The sequence below is a fragment of the Shinella sp. genome (assembly GCF_052438155.1).
Lineage (GTDB): Bacteria > Pseudomonadota > Alphaproteobacteria > Rhizobiales > Rhizobiaceae > Shinella.
On the sequence record NZ_JBQVPI010000002.1, the window covers coordinates 162,232 to 182,450 of the forward strand.

General features: G+C 59.7%; 18 protein-coding genes, 1 tRNA gene and 1 pseudogene. 8 read left to right on the forward strand and 12 right to left on the reverse strand.

What is annotated here, in order from left to right; translation table 11 throughout:
• Positions 1 to 35: 35 nt before the first annotated feature.
• Positions 36 to 1,256, reverse strand: coding sequence for a deoxyguanosinetriphosphate triphosphohydrolase (locus tag ACT6VE_RS05410; RefSeq protein ID WP_444797592.1), 1,221 nt, complete (start codon positions 1,254 to 1,256; stop codon positions 36 to 38).
• Positions 1,257 to 1,475: 219 nt separating this feature from the next.
• On the opposite strand from ACT6VE_RS05410, the gene erpA reads away from it, so the two are divergent.
• Together erpA and xth are read left to right on the forward strand one after the other, a co-directional pair.
• Positions 1,476 to 1,808 carry an iron-sulfur cluster insertion protein ErpA gene (gene erpA / locus ACT6VE_RS05415; RefSeq protein WP_444797593.1) on the forward strand — a complete coding sequence of 111 codons (333 nt, stop codon included), beginning with the start codon at positions 1,476 to 1,478 and terminating at the stop codon, positions 1,806 to 1,808.
• Positions 1,809 to 1,840: 32 nt separating this feature from the next.
• The gene (gene xth, locus ACT6VE_RS05420) at positions 1,841 to 2,632 is read left to right on the forward strand and encodes an exodeoxyribonuclease III (protein WP_444797891.1); all 792 of its coding nucleotides are present in this window, start codon (positions 1,841 to 1,843) and stop codon (positions 2,630 to 2,632) included.
• Positions 2,633 to 2,665: 33 nt separating this feature from the next.
• Here the strand turns inward: xth and exoR are convergent, their stop codons facing one another.
• From exoR to ACT6VE_RS05450, 6 genes are all read right to left on the reverse strand, one after another.
• Complete coding sequence (exoR, locus tag ACT6VE_RS05425) at positions 2,666 to 3,466, reverse strand: exopolysaccharide production regulator ExoR (protein WP_444797892.1); 801 nt, start codon at positions 3,464 to 3,466, stop codon at positions 2,666 to 2,668.
• Between the two features lie 364 nt (positions 3,467 to 3,830).
• Complete coding sequence (locus tag ACT6VE_RS05430; protein WP_444797594.1) at positions 3,831 to 5,108, reverse strand: OmpP1/FadL family transporter; 1,278 nt, start codon at positions 5,106 to 5,108, stop codon at positions 3,831 to 3,833.
• 357 nt (positions 5,109 to 5,465) lie between these two features.
• Positions 5,466 to 8,309 (reverse strand): valine--tRNA ligase, encoded by a 2,844-nt coding sequence (locus ACT6VE_RS05435; protein WP_444797595.1) that lies wholly within the window; start codon positions 8,307 to 8,309, stop codon positions 5,466 to 5,468.
• 137 nt (positions 8,310 to 8,446) lie between these two features.
• Positions 8,447 to 9,229, reverse strand: a complete 783-nt coding sequence (locus ACT6VE_RS05440; protein ID WP_444797596.1) for a PopZ family protein — start codon at positions 9,227 to 9,229, stop codon at positions 8,447 to 8,449.
• Positions 9,230 to 9,381: 152 nt separating this feature from the next.
• Positions 9,382 to 10,782, reverse strand: a complete 1,401-nt coding sequence (locus ACT6VE_RS05445; RefSeq protein WP_444797597.1) for a TolC family outer membrane protein — start codon at positions 10,780 to 10,782, stop codon at positions 9,382 to 9,384.
• A gap of 260 nt (positions 10,783 to 11,042) precedes the next feature.
• Positions 11,043 to 11,693, reverse strand: coding sequence for a protein-L-isoaspartate O-methyltransferase family protein (locus ACT6VE_RS05450; RefSeq protein ID WP_444797893.1), 651 nt, complete (start codon positions 11,691 to 11,693; stop codon positions 11,043 to 11,045).
• A gap of 308 nt (positions 11,694 to 12,001) precedes the next feature.
• On the opposite strand from ACT6VE_RS05450, the gene exbB reads away from it, so the two are divergent.
• Both exbB and exbD read left to right on the forward strand, forming a co-directional pair.
• Positions 12,002 to 13,069, forward strand: a complete 1,068-nt coding sequence (gene exbB / locus ACT6VE_RS05455) for a tonB-system energizer ExbB (RefSeq protein WP_444797598.1) — start codon at positions 12,002 to 12,004, stop codon at positions 13,067 to 13,069.
• A gap of 4 nt (positions 13,070 to 13,073) precedes the next feature.
• Positions 13,074 to 13,502: a TonB system transport protein ExbD gene (exbD, locus tag ACT6VE_RS05460; protein ID WP_444797599.1), complete on the forward strand. Its 429-nt coding sequence runs from the start codon at positions 13,074 to 13,076 to the stop codon at positions 13,500 to 13,502.
• Between the two features lie 72 nt (positions 13,503 to 13,574).
• On the opposite strand, the gene ACT6VE_RS05465 is transcribed toward exbD, so the two are convergent.
• On the reverse strand, positions 13,575 to 13,841 hold the full coding sequence (locus ACT6VE_RS05465; RefSeq protein ID WP_444797600.1) for a hypothetical protein: 267 nt from the start codon (positions 13,839 to 13,841) through the stop codon (positions 13,575 to 13,577).
• A gap of 206 nt (positions 13,842 to 14,047) precedes the next feature.
• Between ACT6VE_RS05465 and ACT6VE_RS05470 the strand changes: the two genes are divergently transcribed.
• Positions 14,048 to 14,121, forward strand: a tRNA-Cys gene (locus ACT6VE_RS05470).
• A 701-nt stretch (positions 14,122 to 14,822) separates the two neighbouring features.
• Positions 14,823 to 15,128, forward strand: coding sequence for a hypothetical protein (locus ACT6VE_RS05475; RefSeq protein WP_444797601.1), 306 nt, complete (start codon positions 14,823 to 14,825; stop codon positions 15,126 to 15,128).
• A 242-nt stretch (positions 15,129 to 15,370) separates the two neighbouring features.
• Here the strand turns inward: ACT6VE_RS05475 and ACT6VE_RS05480 are convergent, their stop codons facing one another.
• Complete coding sequence (locus tag ACT6VE_RS05480; protein ID WP_444797602.1) at positions 15,371 to 15,619, reverse strand: hypothetical protein; 249 nt, start codon at positions 15,617 to 15,619, stop codon at positions 15,371 to 15,373.
• Between the two features lie 145 nt (positions 15,620 to 15,764).
• Here ACT6VE_RS05480 and ACT6VE_RS05485 point away from each other — a divergent pair, with 145 nt between their 5' ends.
• Positions 15,765 to 15,908: a hypothetical protein gene (locus ACT6VE_RS05485; protein ID WP_444797603.1), complete on the forward strand. Its 144-nt coding sequence runs from the start codon at positions 15,765 to 15,767 to the stop codon at positions 15,906 to 15,908.
• A gap of 150 nt (positions 15,909 to 16,058) precedes the next feature.
• Here the strand turns inward: ACT6VE_RS05485 and rhuM are convergent.
• The 3 genes and pseudogenes from rhuM to ACT6VE_RS05500 all read right to left on the reverse strand — a co-directional run bounded on the left by rhuM (position 16,059) and on the right by ACT6VE_RS05500 (position 18,199).
• Positions 16,059 to 17,081: pseudogene (gene rhuM, locus ACT6VE_RS05490) on the reverse strand (RhuM family protein).
• A gap of 13 nt (positions 17,082 to 17,094) precedes the next feature.
• Complete coding sequence (locus tag ACT6VE_RS05495; RefSeq protein WP_444797604.1) at positions 17,095 to 17,883, reverse strand: hypothetical protein; 789 nt, start codon at positions 17,881 to 17,883, stop codon at positions 17,095 to 17,097.
• Positions 17,884 to 18,052: 169 nt separating this feature from the next.
• Complete coding sequence (locus ACT6VE_RS05500; RefSeq protein ID WP_444797605.1) at positions 18,053 to 18,199, reverse strand: hypothetical protein; 147 nt, start codon at positions 18,197 to 18,199, stop codon at positions 18,053 to 18,055.
• A gap of 364 nt (positions 18,200 to 18,563) precedes the next feature.
• Here ACT6VE_RS05500 and ACT6VE_RS05505 point away from each other — a divergent pair, with 364 nt between their 5' ends.
• Positions 18,564 to 19,940, forward strand: coding sequence for a calcium-binding protein (locus tag ACT6VE_RS05505; protein WP_444797606.1), 1,377 nt, complete (start codon positions 18,564 to 18,566; stop codon positions 19,938 to 19,940).
• Positions 19,941 to 20,219: the final 279 nt, after the last annotated feature.

The following is a 20,219-nucleotide window of genomic DNA, read 5'->3' on the forward strand; positions in this document are numbered from 1 at the left end:
GGCCATTTCTGCGAAGAAGTTCAGGTGGCGGCTGACTACCGCAAATCCGGGGTATCGTCAAACAGACGGCGATGGGTGTTGATCGCGTAGTTGTCGGTCATCCCCGCCAGATAGTCGCCGACATGGCGGGCTCTCGCCGATTCCGGCATCGTCGCGATGCGGTCGACCCAGTAGTGACCCTGCATGAGCTGCGGGTCGTCCATATAGGCATGGAAAAGGTCCGTCAGGATCGAGGCGGCGTTGGCACGCACGCGCATGACGTCCGGATGCCGGTAGATGCGCGAGAAAAGCAGCCTCTTGATCTGCTTGTCGGTGACAGACATCTCTTGCGAGAAGGTCGCGAGGCATCGGCGTGCCTTGCGCACGTCCTCGGCGCTCTCCGGTCGCTCCTCGCGGATCGCCTGCTGCGCATAGCCGATCACGTCCTCCACCATGGCGGTGATCTGGCGGCGCATGATCTCGTGGGTAAAGCGCGAGGCTTCGAGGCCGGGATACTTGTCGCGCACGTCTTTCATGAGCTTTGCGAGGAACGGCACCTCCTCCAGCATCTCGAAAGTCAGATAGCCGGAGCGCAGGCCGTCATCAATGTCGTGGGTGTTATAGGCAATATCGTCGGCAATCGCCGCCACCTGCGCTTCGAGACTGGCAAAACTTGCCAGCTCCAGGTCATGCAGGGCGCAGTATTCCAGGATGGGACGCGGCACGTCGTCGCCATGCGTGCATTCGCCCGTCGGCCCGATCAGCGGACCATTGTGCTTGACGAGCCCTTCCAGGCTCTCCCAGGTGAGGTTCAGCCCGTCGAACTCGGCATAGCGCCGCTCCAGCTTGGTGACGATGCGCAGCGACTGGGCATTGTGGTCGAAACCACCGAAGGGCTCCAGAACCTCGTGTAGCGCGTCCTCGCCGGTATGGCCGAACGGCGTGTGGCCGAAATCGTGCACCAGCGCGACCCCCTCGGCGAGGTCCTCGTCAAGCTTCAGCGCGCGCGCCAAAGCGCGGGCGATCTGCGCCACCTCGATCGTGTGGGTCAGCCGCGTGCGGTAGTGATCGCCGTCGGCGGCGATGAAGACCTGGGTCTTGTGCTTGAGGCGCCGGAAGGCAGTCGTGTGCACGATGCGGTCGCGGTCGCGCTGGAAGTCCGATCGCGTGGGACTTTCCGGTTCCGGATGGAGCCGGCCACGGGTCGCCCAGGGGTCGCAAGCATAGATGGCGCGTTGTCCTGCGCCAAAACCCAGCGCATGTCTGTCCAGTGTCATTCGTCACCTGCATTCACGCCGCCCATTGACGCGGCCTCAATGCCTTCATACCTATAGTGTGCACAGCGGCAAGTCCGACTGCAAGGTATGCTTGAAACACCAGTCTTTTCAGGGATTTGTTTTCAACACCTCGCAAGGGAAGCGGCTTTCGGCGACACACTTGCCGGCTGTGGAAGACAGGCGATTCTCTCCGGATCTTGACCCCGGCAGGAGGCAGACATGACCGATAAATCCGTAACCATCTCCGACGCCGCCGCAAGGCGCATCGCGTCGATCCTCAATTCCTCACCCGAAAAGCAGGCTTTGCGCGTCTCCGTGGAAGGCGGCGGCTGTTCCGGCTTTTCCTACAAATTCGACCTCGTCGAGGACCAGCAGGATGACGATCTGGTGCTTCAACGCGACAGCGCCAAGGTGCTGATCGACCAGCTCTCCCTCGTTTATATGGACGGGTCCGAGATCGACTTCATTGACAACCTGCTTGGCCAGTCGTTCCAGATCAGGAACCCGAATGCCGTCGCCAGCTGCGGCTGCGGCACCAGCTTCTCGATCTGACAATACCCAACCGAAACGAGACCCGCATGCCGATCAAGATTGCCACCTGGAATATCAACGGCGTGCGGGCGCGCATCGAAAATCTCGTGGCGTGGCTCAAGGAGTCCAATCCTGACATCGTCGCCTTGCAGGAAATCAAGTCGGTCGACGAAGCCTTTCCGCGCGCGGATATCGAGGCGCTTGGCTACCATGTCGAGACGCATGGCCAGAAAGGCTTCAACGGCGTCGCCCTCCTCTCGAAAATCCGGCCGGATGAAGTGAACCGTGGCCTGCCCGGCGGCGACGGCGACGAACAGGCGCGTTTCATCGAGGGTGTTTTTTCCGTCGAGGGCGGCGTGGTGCGCGTCTGCTCGATCTACCTGCCGAATGGCAATCCGGCGGACGACCCGGTCAAATACCCCTACAAGCTTTCCTGGATGGATCGCCTCATTGCCTTTGCCGAGGACCGGCTGGCACTTGAGGAGCCGCTGGTGCTTGCCGGCGACTACAACGTCATTCCGGAGCCACACGACTGCTGGGACGTCAAGGCCTGGCAAAGGGACGCGCTCTACCTGCCGCCCACCCGCCAGGCTTTTCGCCGTCTCGAAAACCTCGGCCTGCTGGACGCTGTCCGGGCCTCGACCGACGCCGTGCCGCATTATACGTTCTGGGATTATCAGGCCGGCTGCTGGCCGAAGAATTTCGGCATCCGCATCGACCACCTCATGCTCTCGGCCGAAGCGTCCGACCGGCTCGTCTCGACGGCCGTCGAAAAGCACGTGCGCAACTGGGAAAAGCCATCCGACCACGTGCCGGTGGTGGCGATATTCGACTACGCCGCCTGACGCGCGGCGAAATCGGCTCGACTTTTCTGAGAACTACTCTTCCGGATTGAACCGGATGCTCTCCGCAAGTGCCATGCCCTTGCGGCGGTCTTCTTCGCTTGCAACGGAAAACGCTTCTTCCTGCGTAGCCTGAAGCCAGCCACAGTCCTTCGGCGGGCAATGGTCGAGCGCTGCGGTCATGAAAGCGAGACCGCGGCTGGTCTGGCCTTCCTGAAAGAGGATATTGCCGAAAAGCCCCATGGCGCCGGCATGGCCCTTGTTGCGGGCGCGGTTCAGCCATTTCTTGGCCTGGTGGACGCTGACCGAGCCGCCCTCGCCCGACAGCATCATGCGGCCGAGCTGGAACTGCGCTTCGGGAATACCGAAGGCGGACGCCGCCTGGAAATAAAGTTGCCGGGCCTGCGTCATGTCGATCTTGACGGGGCTGTCCGGAATGCCGCGACGGTAGTAGCTGGCCAACGCAATCAGCGCGTTGGCGAAATAGCCGGTGTCTTCCGAACCCGGCTCCACGCCGGCCTGGGCGATCTCGCTATACATCTTGAAGGCCTCGAGGTCGTTTTCCGTCACGCCGTCGCCATCGGCATACATGTTGGCAAGCGCCCAGCGCGAGCCCGTATGGCCCTTTTCCGCCGCGTAGCGATAGGCCTCGACGGCTTCGGTCTTGCGCCCCTCCTTGTAGGAGAAGAAGCCGAACTTGAAGAGATCGAAGGGTCCGCTTTCCTTGCTGACGCCGGATTGAGGATCGAATGCGAGGGCCTGGGACGCTCCGAAGGAGAGCGAGAGGCAAAGGCCCATTACCAGTATTTTCATCGGCATCAACTCGGACTTGGGCATCACTTCAACAATTCCGCGCCGCGCTTTGGTCGCTGCGCCAAACCGGGAATGCACGGCACTCGTGCAGATTTCCGGCAACTCCGGCGGCAATGACATCGGCTGGCTCATCGTTTCCTTGGGCGCGGTTTCACGCGTCTACATGTCCTTATCGCTGCGCCCCGTTTGTGGCGGGAAATGGACATTTCGTCGCTTGCCCATGGGTGTAGCAAACTCTGGAAAAAAATGTGTTGCGATTCCGTCACATGTTTTCGCGCGCCGCTGTGATTTCCACACCGGACACGCCGCGCAGCAAGGAAACGTTAACCAAGAAAAAAGGCCCGGTGGTGACACCGGGCCTGATTCTCGTTGTGCGCTGGTCCGCCGGTCAGAATTTGACCTTGAGCGACGTCGAGATTGCAGTCACAAAATCAGTGTCGAAGTCGTAGGATGCACGCTGGCCGAAGGGCCTGCCATCCCGAACCACCATCGCTGAAGAGCCGCTGGTCAACAGACCGAGAGCGCCGCCGACGCGGAACTCGACGTTCTCGCTTGCGGCATAGGACACACCGGCGCCAAGCGTCCAGGTGTCCGTATGCGTACCGATGCCGGTGCTCACGCCGCGGTCCCATGTGAGGCTGGCTGCGCCGCTCCACTTGTCATTGAATTTGTGCCCCACGCCACCGGAAACCGTCCAGCCGTCCCGATAAAGCAGATCGATCGAGGTGATTTCTCCGGACACCGGATTGGCGGGATTCCTGGTCTTGCAGGAAGCAAGCCCCCGTGTTGCGGTATCGCAGAACGGCACGCTCTGGAGTTGGCTCCAATCCGTCCACTTCACCGAACCAAAAACGAGCCAATTGGGGGCCACGCCTGTCTGGAATTTGAACTCCAGGGAATCCGGCATGCTTGCGGAGCCGTAAATAGACGTCTTCTTGCCGGCGTAGGGATTGCCGCCAAGGCCTACAGGAAGCCCGGTCAGGTCAAGGGTACCGCTGATATTATCGAGATCGACCGCACTGTTATAAACCAAGCTCGTGCGCAACGCATATTCTTCGATTTCGTATCCAAGGCCGGCGCGCCAGCCCCAGCCGTCGCCCTCAAGATCAAGGCGGCCGACGCCGGCATTCGAGGTCACCGGACCACCAAGGTCCTGGACAAGGCGCTCCTGGAAGCCCGAGACTTCCTGATAGAAGCCACCGCCGATCACGCGCAGCTGACCAGGCCCTACAGCAAAGGAGTAGGAGCAGGTCGCCGCATAGTTTTCGCTGTCGATCTTCGTTTCTATGTTCTCGTTCGCACCGGCCCAATTGGCGCCCTGGTTCAGATGGGCTCCCCACGGCTCGGAATAGTCCGCCATACAATCAACCGCATCACCGAGCGACGCCTTGAAACCAATGCGAGGGACCCAATAACCTTCTGTGGCTCGAATACCGTTGCTGGGACGCAGAGAAAGATCGCCGCCTTCCGCCGTATTGTCGCGGACATTGTTCAGTTCGCGCTGCGGATTGACATAGGTCACCGCGCTCTCTGCGGCATAATCGGAAGGATCGAACAACAGATCGATGTTGTAGCCGCCGCGCTCCAGGCCGCCGGCATAGGCCGAAGTCGCAGCCAGCAGACCAGCCGCCGCCACAATCCCCGCACCAATATTTCTCTTACGCATACAGTCCTCCCCTGCGAAAGTTACGCGCGGCAACAGCTGCCTCCGTCCCGCGCCTCTCCGGTTATGACTATCGAAGAGGAGCGCCAGCTTGGCAAACCCCACTTTTAGCCCCTGATTTCCAATGGGTATTCAAAAAATTACGTAAGATTTTCCTGAAGCCTCCCACACTTGCCCAGTTCGGAATATTTTTTCGACAAACTGCGGCATTTTGCCATCTGGTAGGCCATTTTTTCGCACACAGGGTGCCGTGTCACATTTTGACCACAGTCAGCAACTTGCCGACCAAGCGGCGAATAAAAAACCGCGCCGGAGCTTCCGGCGCGGTTTTCAGGACGCAACTGTTCGTTTGACTCAGAATCAGCCGGCTTCGCTGACGCGGGCCAGTGCCACGGCGAGGCTTGCGAGCTGCTGCTCCAGTTCTGTGAAGCGTTCGCGCTCCGCCTCGACAACCTCGGGCTTCGCATTGGCCACGAACTTTTCGTTCGACAGCTTGCTCTCGATGCGGGCGGCCTCCACCTTTGCCTTGTCGACCGCTTTCTCGAGGCGGGCCTTTTCTGCGGCAAGATCGATCAGGCTGCCGAGCGGCAAGCAGGCGGTCGCTTCGCCGACGACAATCTGCGCGGCCCCCTTCGGAGCTGTTTCCTCAAGGCTGATTTCCGACACGCGGGCGAGACGGCGGATAGCCGAATCGTGCGTTTCGAGGCGCGCCTTCGTCAGCGCATTGGCGCCGACCATGACGAGCGGCGCCGTCGCGCTTGGCGGAACGTTCATTTCGGAACGAACCGAGCGGATGCCGGAAACGAGATCGATCAGCCAGTTGATTTCGTCGGCGGCCGCGTCGTCGGCATAGGCCGGCGACGGCCATTCGGCATGGCAGATCAGGTTGTCGCGCGACTTGCCCTCGCCAGCCGTATGCGCCCAGAGTTCTTCCGTCATGAACGGCATGAACGGGTGGAGAAGTTTGTAGATCTCCTCCAGAACATAGGCCGCGCAAGCCTGCGATTCCGCCTTGGCTGCCTCGTCCTCGCCGATGAAGACCGGCTTCAGCAATTCGAGATACCAGTCGCAGAACTGGTTCCAGACGAAGCGGTAAAGAGTGCTCGCCGCATCGTTGAAGCGGTAGGTCTCGATTGCCTCGGTGACGTCGCGCGCCGTGCGGGCGAGTTCCGTCAGGATCCAACGGTTGATCGTCAGCGAGGCCGCTTCCGGCACGAACTTCGGATCGGTCTTCACCCCGTTCATCTCGGCAAAGCGCGTGGCGTTCCACAGCTTGGTGCCGAAATTCCGGTAGCCGGCGATGCGGGACGGGTCGAGCTTCACGTCACGGCCCTGCGCGGCCATGATGGCCAGCGTGAAACGCAGCGCGTCCGCACCGTATTCGTCGATCAGTTCGAGCGGATCGATGACGTTGCCCTTCGACTTCGACATCTTCTGCCCGTTCTTGTCGCGCACCAGGGCGTGGACATAGACGGTGTGGAACGGCTCGATCGAGTTGCCGAACTCGTCCTTCATGAGGTGCATGCCCATCATCATCATGCGGGCGACCCAGAAGAAGATGATGTCGAAACCGGTGACCAGGACGTCGGTCTGGTAGTACTTTTCCAGCTCCGGCGTCTTTTCCGGCCAGCCGAGCGTCGAGAACGGCCAGAGCGCAGAGGAGAACCACGTGTCGAGAACGTCCTCGTCGCGCGTCAGGATTTCGCCCGGCGCGAAGTTTTCCAGCTTTTCCTCGACCCAGGCCTTCCAGGGGCCTTCATGGGCGATGTAGTGCTGGATTGCGGCGTGCAGCGCCTCTTCCTCGGTCTTCTCGACAAAGACCTGGCCATCCGGCCCGTACCAGGCCGGAATCTGGTGTCCCCACCAGAGCTGGCGCGAGACGCACCACGGCTGGATGTTTTCCATCCACTCGTAATAGGTCTTTTCCCAGTTTTTCGGCACGAACTTGGTGCGGCCTTCGCGAACGGAGGCAATCGCCGGCTTCGCCAGCGTCTTGGCATCGACATACCATTGCTCCGTCAGACGCGGCTCAATGGGTACGCCACCGCGGTCGCCATGCGGTACGGTGTGCTTGTGCGGTTCGACCTTGTCGAGCAGGCCGGCCTCTTCGAAGATGGTGACGATGATCTTGCGGGCCTCAAAACGGTCCTTGCCCTCGAGTTCGTCCCAGGCGCCGTGCAGCGCGGCGGGATGATCGAGCCCCTCCAGAAAGTCCTCGTTTTCCTTGATCGTGATCTTGGCGTCGATCGTCAGCACGTTGACCTGACGCAGCCCATGGCGCTTGCCGACGTCGAAATCGTTGAAGTCGTGCGCCGGCGTCATCTTGACCGCGCCGGTGCCGGCCGTCGGGTCCGGGTACTCGTCCGCGACGATCGGGATCCTGCGGCCAACGATCGGCAGGATAACGTGTTTGCCGACGATCGACGTATAGCGTTCGTCCTCCGGGCTCACGGCAATGCCGGTATCGCCGAGCATGGTTTCCGGACGGGTCGTCGCAACGACGAGATAGTCGCGGGTCTCGAACTCGGTCGGCGTACCATCCTCGTCGAAGGCGACGGGATGCTGGTAGGTGACGCCTGGCTCCAGCGGATAGCGCAGGTGCCAGAGGTTGCCGTTCGTCTCGATCTGCTCGACTTCAAGGTCCGAGATCGCCGTCAACAGCTTCGGATCCCAGTTGACGAGGCGCATGTCCTTGTAGATCAGGCCTTCCTTGTAGAGCGATACGAAGACTTCGAGAACGGCCTCGGAAAGCCCCTCGTCCATGGTGAAGCGTTCGCGCGACCAGTCGCAGGAGGCGCCAAGGCGCTTCAACTGGTTGAAGATCAGACCGCCCGATTCCGCCTTCCACTCCCAGACCTTCTCGATGAAGGCCTCGCGGCCCATCTCACGCCGGCCGGGCAGCTTTTCGGCGGCCAGCTTGCGCTCGACGACCATCTGGGTCGCGATGCCGGCATGGTCCATGCCCGGCTGCCATAGAACGTCCTTGCCGCGCATGCGCTCGAAGCGGACCATGATGTCCTGCAGCGTGTTGTTGAGCGCATGCCCCATGTGCAGCGAGCCCGTGACGTTCGGCGGCGGGATCACGATGGAGAAGGTCTCGGCGCCGGGCTTTGCGCCCTCGCCCGCGCGGAATGCGTCCGCATCTTCCCACGCTTTGGCAATTCGCGGCTCGACCGCTGCGGAATCATAATTTTTTTCAAGCATTTTCGTCCGAAGCCTGCTGTTTGTCGTGGATTCTCTAAACCGGATGGCCGGCGTGAAGTCAACAATATCAGAGAAAAGCCGCACCGGGGGGCCGGCGCGGCTCAAACCATAATTTGATTAAGGAATGGCGACGTCGGTCAGCGGCGCGGGCCGCGCGCCACGCGCTCGATCTCTTCGCGCACCAGCCGCTCGACGAGCGTCGGCAGGTTGTCTTCGAGCCAGTCCTGCAGCATCGGGCGCAACATTTCCTCGGCGATCTCGTCGAAGGAGCGGCGCGGACCGGCATCGATTGCCTCAGCCAGCGCACCGAACGACTGCGCGACCCGCTCGCCGACGGCCGGCGAAACGAGAGTCGCGATGTCGCGGACCACGGCGGTCGGCTCGGCGACGCGAACCTCTTCCTGCCGGACCGGCTCCACGAACGGACGGGCTGCCTCGAACGTTTCCACAACAGGCTCGATTTTTTCAACCAGTTCGGCCATGGGCAGAAACCGATTGGCTGCCGGCGTCATAGGCACGACCGCCAACGGGCTTTCCCTCTCCGCGGCAACCTCCTGCGGATCCACCAAGACAGGCTCGCGCTCCATTGGCTCGCGGTTCGCAGCAATGTGGCGTTCCGAAGCAGCCCGAACGCGCGCGGCAACATCGGCCAGCGACAGCGCCGGCTGGCTGCTCGACAGGGGTTCCGTTCGCTGGATTGGCTGAACTCCCGCGGAGCGATGTTCTTCCGCGTGGAACCGCTCGACGACAGACGGGTGATCCAGCAAGTTGGAATGGCTCTCGGTCGTAATGTCGAAACCCTCGTCGTCCTGCGCATCGGCAGCAAAATCTGTCAGGGCTTCGTTGTTTTCGATGATCTTGCGAATGGACGCCAGGATTTCATCCATGGACGGTTCACGCGCTACATTTGGCTGAGCCATTTCTATCCCCGATCGCTGCGGCGTCCACGGCCTGCCGCATAAGGGCGTGCCGGACATCCGAAAACCCTAGGCGAGTTCCATAGCGAACTAAATCGCCGCGAATCATGTGTTACGAGTGATGCACAGATTTGTTTGTGCTGCCAAGGGCGAGGCTAGCGACCGTCGACGGTTCTCAGGCCGAACCACTTGTCCTTGACGGCCTCGTAGTGCACCTCGGAGCGATATTCCGCCACGTCCAGATCCTGGCTGCGAACCGTCAGGTTACCGGTGGCGGCGAGCACCGAATAGCTGGCGACAACCGCATTGCGCTGGGAAATCGCAAGGTCTTCCCGTGCATCGAGCACGTTTTGCTGCACGTTCAGCACGTCGAGCGTCGTGCGCTGGCCGACATTGCGCTCTTCGATCACGCCTTCAAGCGCCATGTTGGCCGCCTCGATCTGTGCCCCGATGGCCGAGATCGAGGCTACCGACGCTTCAAACTGCGCATAGGCCGAAACGACCGTGCGCTGCACGTCCATTCGGGCGGAATCGACAAGGATCTGCCGCTGGCCGAGTTGCTCCTTGGCCTGACGGATCTGGCCGTATTCCGCGCCCCCCTGGTACAGAGGTACGGTAAGACGGGCGGAAAGGGAGCTGCTGATATTGTCGGCAGGACCTTCCTCGCTGTTGACGGATTTGTAGACGTCGCCTTGCAGCGAGACACCCGGCAGCATGGTGCCTTCGGCAACCTTCACATTGTACCCGGCCGCATCGACGCTGCGCATGGCAGCCAGAATATTCGGGTTCTCCCGCATGCCGGTGGCGACCGCCTGGTCGAGCGAAGCCGGCATCGCCTTCTTCGCCGAGGCCGGTTGCTTGATGCCCTTCGGCATTTCCCCGACGATCTGCACATAGGCAGCTTCGCTCTGCTTGAGCTGCGAAACCGCTGCCGTCAGCAAAGCCTTGGCAGCAGCAAGATCCGCTTCCGCCAGGCTGACATCGGTGCGCGTCCCCTCGCCGACATCGAGGCGTGCGCCGGAAGCCTTGAGCTGTTCCTGCAAAAAGGCGATGTTCTGCTTGCGGATCACGAGGATCTGCTGATCGCGCGCAATGTTGGCGTAGGATTCGACGGCCGCCAGCAGGATCGAGATTTCGTTGGCGCGCAGCGACTCGCGGTTGGCCAGCACGTTCGCTTCAGCGACCTTGACGCGATAGAGTGTCTGGAAACCATCAAAAATCTGCTGTGTGATGGTGAGGCCGTAGCTCGACGTGAAGACTTCCTCGCGCCTCGCACCACGCCGTAGCGAAAAAGGAATTCTTTGCCCTACATCAAGGTTCGTGCGGTTCAGCTCCGACTGTGTCACCAGGTTGACCCGTGGCCGCATGCCCGCTTTGGCAATCGTGACATTCTCGTCGATGGCGCGCAGCGATGCCCGGGCGGCATTGAGATCGGGATTGTTCTGGTAGGCCTTGGCCATCGCACCCGCCAGCGTCTCAGCGGAGACGTTGCAAGGCATCACCAGCGCGGCGGAGGCTAAAGCGAGCGCAAGAGCGGTTCGACGAAGATTGGACACAGTACGAAACTCCGATCCTGGATCGGCCCGCCGCAGAGCCTCTCCCTACACAGTACGCACCGGCACACCCGCCGGCTAGACTTTTGGGTCGCGGGATACCGTTTTGGGACAGTGCCCGCGCCGCTCGCGATATTGCCTCTAAGTTCATCGGGGAATAGCCGACAGACAGGCAGCAAGCCGTTTGAACGCGACAATACGGCAGGCCCGTTGCCAAAGCGCAACAAATCAGGCCCGCCAATTCTCATTTCAACAGAGCGATCTCAGAAAACGAATTCTTTTGCCTTGCGGAAGCCGGGCAATGGCTTGACCGCCGTGTTGAAAACGTTGCGCTCGGAAACGTGGCCGCCCTCCTTGATATAGAGACGGGCCTGCGAGGCATTGCCGTAGCCCTCGACGACGACGAAACGGCCGCCGTCGCGCAGCTGCGCCAGGAGTGCATCCGGAACGAATTCCACGGCGCCATGCACGAAGACGACATCATAAGGCGCTTCAGGCGCGTAACCGGTCTCGAGATCACAGACGACCACGGCGACATTGTCATAGCCGAGACGGGACAGGGTTTCCGTAGCGGTCGCCGCGAGCGTTGCATCGCTCTCGATCGCCACGACCGAACTTCCAAGCTTCGAAAGTATCGCCGAGGCGTAGCCGGTGCCACAGCCGACTTCGAGCACCACATCCGTGGGCGCGACTTCCGCAAGCTGGATCAGTTTGGCAAGCGGCGACGGCTCCATGAGGTAGCGGCCGGGTGCAATCTGGATATCATCGTCGATATAGGCGAGCGGCTTTACGGCCGCGGGCACGAACTCTTCGCGCGCAACGGTGAGGAACGCGTCGAGCACCTCGTGCGACGTCACATCCGTCGTACGGATCTGGTTGTCCACCATCTTCGTGCGCGCTGCTTTGTAGTCAATCATCTCTAGCCCTGTGAGTAACGGCAGACCGCGGCACAAAGGCCCGGTTGCTATGCCGGATGCGTCGCGATTGTCTTAGTGCGGTTTCAGGCCGGGTGTCCATAGGCGGCGACGGCTTGCGCGCAAAAACCGCGCTGCCGTGAGGACGCAAACCAGGTATCTGGGCGCCCCAGGCATTATCATGAATAAATTACTCAACATATCATTGCCTGTCTTACGTATAATGTCGTATCAAGAACTCAGGTTTTAGGAGCGCCTCGCGCCCGTACCCTGCCCGCTCCAGCGAGCGGGCTTCGTTTAACTGAGACATGCAAGAGGAATACACCGTGCTGAAACGGTCTCGACTGCTACTCGCGATCCTCCTGATGGCGCTTACCACCCCGCATACCGTGTCGGCGCAGACCCAGGAGACCCCGTCGGTCCAGACGGACAACCAACCTGTAACATCGGGACAGGCGGCAGGCGCTGCAACGGACGGTGCCTCTACGACCGACACGACATCCCGCCCCGCGGCCGGTGAAAACACGGCCGAAAATCCGGTGAACCCGGCAGATACGGGCACGGCACCCGCCGGAGAGACGGCAACCGAGCTTGAAGCGCTCGCTGACGCAGAGCCGGCGGCCGGCGAACGCCAGTCCGGCCTGCCGCACGACCTCTCCCCCTGGGGCATGTTCATGGCCGCCGACATCGTCGTCAAAGGCGTGATGCTCGGCCTGACCTTTGCCTCCATCGTCACCTGGACCGTGCTTCTGGTAAAGATCGCCGAACTCGGCAGCGCCCAGCGCTCCGCCAGCCATGCGGTCCGCCGGCTCTCCGCCGCGCGCGGCCTGGAGGACGGCGAACAGGCACTCGGCCGCAATCGCGGCGTGGCTGCCCGCATGACCCGCGCCGCCCGGGAAGAGATGGAATTGTCCGAAGGTGTTCTCGACCACGTGTCGGATGGCGGCGTGAAGGAACGCATCGCCTCGCGCCTTTCGCGCATGGAAGCCCATGCCGGCCGCCGCATCGCCAAGGGCACGGGCCTGCTGGCCACGATCGGCTCGACCGGCCCGTTCGTCGGCCTTTTCGGTACCGTCTGGGGCATCATGAACTCGTTCATCGGCATCTCGAAAGCGCAGACCACCAACCTCGCCATCGTCGCGCCAGGCATTGCCGAAGCGCTTCTGGCGACCGCAATCGGCCTCGTCGCAGCCATCCCCGCCGTGGTGTTCTACAACTTCCTCGCCCGCGCCATCACGGGCTACCGCCAGAACCTCGCCGATGCGTCGGCTGCGATCGAACGGCTCGCCAGCCGCGACCTCGACGTGCGTCGCGCCATGCGCCACCCCGCGCAGCGCAGCGAACGTGCCGCCGGCTCCGTCGTGAAGATCGGGTGACGCCATGGTCAGCAAGATCAAGGATAGCGGCGACGACCTCGAGGAAAACAGCGAAATCAACGTGACGCCGTTCATCGACGTCATGCTGGTTCTGCTCATCATCTTCATGGTGGCAGCACCGCTCGCCACCGTCGACATCAATGTCGACCTGCCCTCCTCCGTCGCCCAGCCGACCCCGCGCGAGGACAGGCCGGTCTTCATGACGCTGAAGAAGGATCTGGCAGTGTCGATCGGCAACGGCGAGATCGCGCGCGACAATTTCGGGCCGGAACTCGATGCCGTGACGGAAGGCAACAAGCAGACGCGGATCCTGCTGCGCGCCGACAAGGCCGTCGACTATGGCAGCGTCATGGATGTGATGAACCTGCTACGCGCAGCAGGCTACGCCAAGATCGCCCTCGTCGGGCTGGAAGGCGCCGCACCGGCGCAATAGCAGCGAAATGTGAGGCGCGTTTGCGAACGCGCCTCCTCTCGAACCGCCCCGAAACGGCATCATTTGATCAGGCTACCGGGAATCGACGATTTCCAACTTGTAGCGGGACAGAAGCTCCAGCGAGCGATCCGGGGCTATGCGGTACGTTTCGATATATTGGTCGCCGGACTGGCCAATGAATTTGTGGTCAAACGTACTGCCGATCGGCGATTTCGTCAGCTTCGTCCGCGGCTGCCCATTGTAGATAATGCTGCCGCGTATGGGTTCCAGCGTGGAAGGCGCACAGCCCGATAGAGCGAATGCAATCGCCATCGCCGCAAGGGCTTTCGGATTGGGCATAAGATTCTCTCCCGTGTGTTGAGGCCCAGCGTGTTTCGTCACGAGCCACCACATACGATAAGTAGGGTTTTAAATGCCGTATCAAGCTCCGGGCGAGCAAAATGCATATGGCAGCGGAAAAAATCCACAATGCGCGGGAAGCCTCTTGCGCCCTTTCTAAATTCGTTCTAAACGCCCGGCACCACTCGCTTTATAGCAAGACGGACGGCCTCGTGGCGGAGTGGTTACGCAGAGGACTGCAAATCCTTGCACCCCGGTTCGATTCCGGGCGAGGCCTCCAAAATTTTCCTAAATGAAGCCAATAACATAATCCCCAGCAGGGTCCTTACCCTTTCGGTTTTCATGTTGCACTGTGTTGCAACTGGTTTCCTTTGATTTCCAGCGGTTTCCCGCCACCCTCGGCAAATCCATGCGACATGGATGCAACATGCAACACGGTCTGGCAGCCTTGGAATATGGGACGATCCAGCTTTCGGCAGAAAGACCTTGAACGCCTGATGAAAGCGGCGTCCGCCGCTAATTGCTTCCTGCGCATAGATCTGAGGACACTCGTTACAACGATGGTGACCTGCCCCTGAACTTTCATCCGGCAGCGATTAGAGCCTCGGCGGTTTTTGATACGCCAAATGGCGCGGTGTGAGCAACCGGCGGAGCCGCGATGCGGACCCAGCCATTGGAAAGTTCGGCCCGCCGACGATACTGTTTCAGGCTGGCGGGCTGCCGGAGATGGAATAAAACGGGGCAAGGGGAATAAGTGGCTGCGATCACGAATATGGACAAGCGGTCGCCCGGTATCCACTGAGCATTTTGGTTCCCCAATCAAATGCCTGCACGGAGCCGCTTCACGTCCCTAGAAGCGGCTGCTTACTTTTCAGTTCAAACGGACGCCCCGGCGTTGGCGCTGAACTCTTGCCCAAAGTATGAGTTGACCGTTCTACCTCGCGAGGTAACACTCCGACATCTTGTAAGAAGGAGCCAGCAATGGAAGAGCCAAACCGCTGGCGACCGATGCGAACCGCGCCGAGGGACGGCAGCCGCATCCTCGTTACGATACGCCCATCCGAACAAGGACCGGGAGCAGTTGATCTCGTTTACTGGTCGAATGGTGATCGATTCGGCGGAGATGCCTGGCGATCTTCTGACTCTGCGCCGGGCCGGATTATCGAGTATACGGAGCCAGAACTAAAATGCTGGATGTCCTTGCCCCCCGTCAGTGTCGATCAAATATCCCTGCCGCCCGCTTGGGAGGGTAAGGACGACAAGGAACTCGACGGGTCGGGGATTTGAGAATCCATAACGGATAGTCGCGTGAGCAAAGCGCGGGGAAAGTGCCACGCAGTAATCGAAGAGAAGGAAGAGCCCGCCGCGGCGCGGAAGGCTTTTCTGAAGACGGCGAAAGAGGCCGGGGGCTTATTCGGATATAGAAATCGAACCGCAGATCAGAGTGCCGGATATAAGCGGGTCGGCTTGGAGATCGCAGCGCCTATTGAACGTGATGGGGAATTAAGCGCTACCGCAGGCGCGCCCTCTTAGACCGGTTGCATATTGCTGACTTCCTCCGGCATTTCGTCACCATGGAAATAGATCAGCTTCGGCTCGCCAAAGTCGCCACTCTCTGGATCTCCTTCCATCACAGTCGCAAAGACCATGGGCTTGCTCAGCGCCAGGCGCTCCGCCACCCGCCTTGCATGCACGAGGCTATTGGCCTGGACTGCTATGTCTGGCTTCATGCCGCGCTTACCCGGGCTGAAGGACTGAACCACGAAATACGATGCCATGCTCATTCTCCTGTACGCTAAACTGCTTCTACCACGGTTCGGTTGATGGAATCGTGGTATCGTGCGAAAGGCGTTTTGGAAGGATCGATACCCAACAACCGAAACCTCAAAACCGCTTCGACATGCGCGAGGACGGAACCGGCATGTGGCGGTCTACGACATATTCACCGGATTGACGGCCGAGGTGAATGGCGTGCCGCAAGACGGGCTGGACATCGAGGTTGCCGACGACCTGGTCGAACTGTTGAACGCCGAAGACATAGCCAGACGCAAAGGGACGACGCATTGAGCCAATGAATTGGGCAGCTCACAAGCCGCCCATTGGGGCTATCACGCTTCTTCCATCAGGATGTCGTCGTACTCACCATAGGCCAACGCGCCCTCATCATAAACGATCCCCATCGCCTCGATCTTCACGCGCTTACGAAACAGTCCGAGCTCAGCGCGCGTGCTTTTCGGCTTCTATCTTTATGAAATCGTTGTATCCATCAAGAACAGGATATTCATTTAGCGTCAAAAGGCGATCGAGCTGGGAGTGAAGAGACTTCATTGTCATCTTCCGCTGAGCCAGCGCCGTCGATTCCGCATAGAGCAGGAATTGCTCGGAGAGCAAATGCAACCCGTATAGCTCCTCCGGCTTCAAGAAGTTCTTTCCCGTGGTCGCGTCATCGACTGTCGGCCTCTCGGCCTTCTTAGCCCTATCCATCAACAGCTTCGAGCTCGTCATGCCGGTCACCGCATGGTGAAACTTATCTTGAAGCAGAGCGTAGAACTTCCTAACCTCGCCTGAATCCTTATCATAATCGGAAGACGAGATTTTGAAGCATTCACGCACTTTGGCGTAAACATGCTTTTCCGAGAAACGAAGGGCGCGGACTTCTGCCGCCAGCTTGTTCAGCTTGTTCAGCTTATCCGGGGATTCCCAGAGAACTTTCTCGTTGATGACGTAGCCTTGCTCAAGGTACGCCCTCAATATTTTACTCTACCACTGCCTGAATCTGGTCGCTTCTTTCGAACTGACTCGATACCCGACCGCGATGATAGCATCAAGGTTGTAGACAGCAGTAAGGTAATTCTTGCCGTCAACGGCAGTAATAAAGGTTTTCTTTACGACTGAATTTTCATCGAGTTCGTCGGTGGCGAAAATGTTTTTTAGGTACTGACCGACATTCTGTTTGGTGACCTTGAAAAGGCTCGCAATCTGATCCCGCGTTGCCATTATCTCCTGCGAACCAGGGTCAAATGCAATATCGACGGCCACGGCGTCGTCGCGCTCATAGGTGATATTTGCCAGTGGCTGAGGCTTGTCCTCTCTCGGCACTTGAGGTCGGCTCCAACGAGCCTCGGCCGCCTTTTTGGCAATGCCCGTTCGCTGATCAGCAGAGAGCTTCCGAGCCCTCGCCCGCGCCCCGATTGCACGACCAACAGTTTCCTCGTCATCCGTCGCCATAACCGGGATCATGGTTTGCCGCCTTTCAGAAGGGTTGCGAGCTTGGAGATGAGAGCGGCGAGCCAGCCGCCGGACGGGACCGGGCCCTGCGTGAGGATCGCGGGCTTTTCGGGTTGCTTGGTATCGATGACACGCAAAGGCGCTTGAGTGTCGCGAACAGGCATTTCGTGAGAGACAACGGGCTTTGACTTGTACTCGGCCGCGACAAGCCCGTCTCGAACGCCTTGGCATAGGTAGCAATCATCGCGCCATTGCCCGCCGTGTCGCCGTTCACGATGGCGCGGGAGGCGTAGTACTTGAAGCCCGGCACATCGGGATTGCGGGTGACCAGATAGTCGTAATCGGAGAGTTTCCGGTCGGTGAACAGCCCCTGCTCCATTCCGTCGAAAGTGGCGCGGACGGAGGATGAAAGCACCAGCGCCGTATCCTTCGACAGCCCCAGCTTTCGATAGTTTGCCTCGTGTGTGATCTGAATCAGTCCCCTGCCAAACCAACCTTCCCGCCAATAGGGTTTCTTCACCCACGTCAGCTGCCCCTTTGCAAACGCGGTATCGAGCCGCTTGATCACGGCCGCGTCGGTCGGGTTCCGGTCCTTGCTGTTGGCGTAGACCGTCTCCTTTACCGGCTGCATCTGTCCGCCGGTCTCGTGGTAGACCTCGGACAGGATAGCGGCGAGGTGGAAGACAGACGTCCCTCGCCTCTCCGCCTCGTCGAGGATAGCCTTGCAGCCCTCTACCTGAGCCTGAGATAAAGACGTGCCGAAAACGCCGGACGCGCGTTGGCGCACCGACGCATAGAATGCGGAGCGGTTCATGATGCTTTCCTTATTTATGTTGAACCCAGTAGATTCTATGGGATAATTTCGGACGGCGAATCATTGGAGGAAGGGCGATGCTGGAACGGTTGCGAGTGCCGAACGACCTCGACGCAGCCATTCAGCAGCTACAGTTGGCGGAGCGAGCCCTAGCAGCTCAGCAGCTCGTTCAAATCGCCGGGCAGCTCGCAGAATTGGCGAAATCTGCCCAAAGCCTTGTTGGCCCCATTGAGCCGTCGAACCCAAACCACACGGGTGAACGGCCGTAATAGCCGAGCACAATCCAGCACTCCTGGATGGCCAGGGTCGGTATCATGGTGTTTTCCTTTTGGGTGAAGGCAGTGGCCGGGAACAAACTGGCCGGATGGGAATTCGAGCTTCCGATCACGCTGGCTGGGAGGCCGCTATGAAAGGCAGATCGCAAGCGCAGAAGGAGCAGGACAAAACGCTGTGGGCGGCAGGCGCGCTGGTCGTTGCCGGGCTGATGATGCTCGGCATTCCGCCGTGGATCCTGTTTGGCGTTTAGGCAGCTACTTTCGCCACATCCGCCGCCGCCGGCTCTTCGCCCGGCACTTCCGCCACATAGCCAGGCTCGTAGCCGTGCAGCCAGCCGGAATTGATTTGACGATCCTGTAAACGTTATGCGAGCATCCCGGGTTAAACGCGGAGGATGTAAGGCTATGGCCACTTTTTTTGGTTCAGGTGATACGAGAAGCACCGCGCTCAATTTTCTCACAATGTGGAAGGCCGCCGCCGAATGGGAGGCTGGCAAGACGGCCACGACTGAGATCCATTATGAAAAGCTAGGTTTTTACAGGATTGACCAATACAGGTTGACCGGATCCTTTGAGTATAGTGTGGACCCGGATACGCTGGAACTCACGTCCTTAACCGGAACGGTTACGCAGTTCGATTATCATATGGAAGACACTGCCAACGTCTTCGAGGAGGCGTCGTTCAGAATCTCCGACTTCAGCCTCGACGTGAGTAAATTCGACGGCTCACTAACCCCAGAGCAGCTCGCCGCACTTATTTTTGCCGGAAACGACAGAATCGAAGGCGTGAAACGCCCTGATTCAGACTTCGACGCTCCCTATACAAACACACTTTACGGTTACGGCGGTAACGATACGATTATTGGCGGCACTGGTCGCGATATTCTCAACGGAGGATCCGGCCGTGACATCATGACGGGCGAGGCGGGAGACGACACCTATTATGTCGACAACTACCGGGATGTTGTCTGGGAGTTTTACGACGAAGGGACGGATGCGGTCTTCAGTACGATTTCCTACAGACTACCGGAAAACGTTGAAACGCTGTACTTGACAGGAACCGGGGACGACACCGGCATCGGCAACGCCGTCAACAATGTTTTGGGTGGCAACGCGGGAGCGAACACTCTGGATGGCCGTAAAGGTCGAGACTCCATGTATGGCGGTGCAGGTGATGATACCTACTTCGTCGACAACGCATTTGATGTCGTACGGGAATTGAAAAATGAGGGCACAGACCTCGTATATGCCGCGAGAAGCTATACGCTGGGTTCCGATGTCGAAAATCTTACGCTTCAAGGCTCCGGTAACCTGAGCGGCACCGGCAACGCCCTCGACAACATCATTCGCGGCCATTTAGGCGCGAACACGCTTTCCGGGGAGTTGGGCAACGATACGCTCGACGGGTTTTTGGGCAATGACAGGTTGATCGGCGGTCTCGGCGCGGACAAGCTCTATGGCGGTCGCGGGGCTGACACCTTCATCCTGAAATCCTTCAGGGACAGCGTGCTGGCGTCGCGCGACACGATCTATGACTTCTCTCAATCGCAGAAGGACAAGATCGATCTGTCCATTCTTGACGCGCGCATAACGGCGGCAGGCAACCAAGCCTTCACCTTTATCGGCACCAAGCAGTTCAGCGACAAGGGCGGCGAGCTGCGTTATTTCAAGAAGGACGGCGAGACCTTCATCTATGGCGACCTCGACGGTGATACCGGTATCGATTTCTCGATCCGCCTCAACGGCGTATTCGATCTGAAAAGTTCCGATTTCATCCTCTGATGAACGGCGCCATTGTTTTTGGTTCAATCAAGGCCCCGCTATGCGCGGGGCTTTTTTGTGCGGGCCGGGCATAGCGGTCTGACGGCCGAACGGCCCCCCTCCCGCAATATCCGCCAGGTTTGCGCCGCTTCGGTGCTGCGCGATGGTCTTGTAGTCGCAAGCGCGCCGCTACCTCGGTGCAATGCGTTGCTGTTGATGTGCATCATCTGGCCCCGGAAAAGAAAAAAGAAATAGCGACGACGATTAGACTCCAGTTGGGGGGCGAGGTTTCGCTCGGTC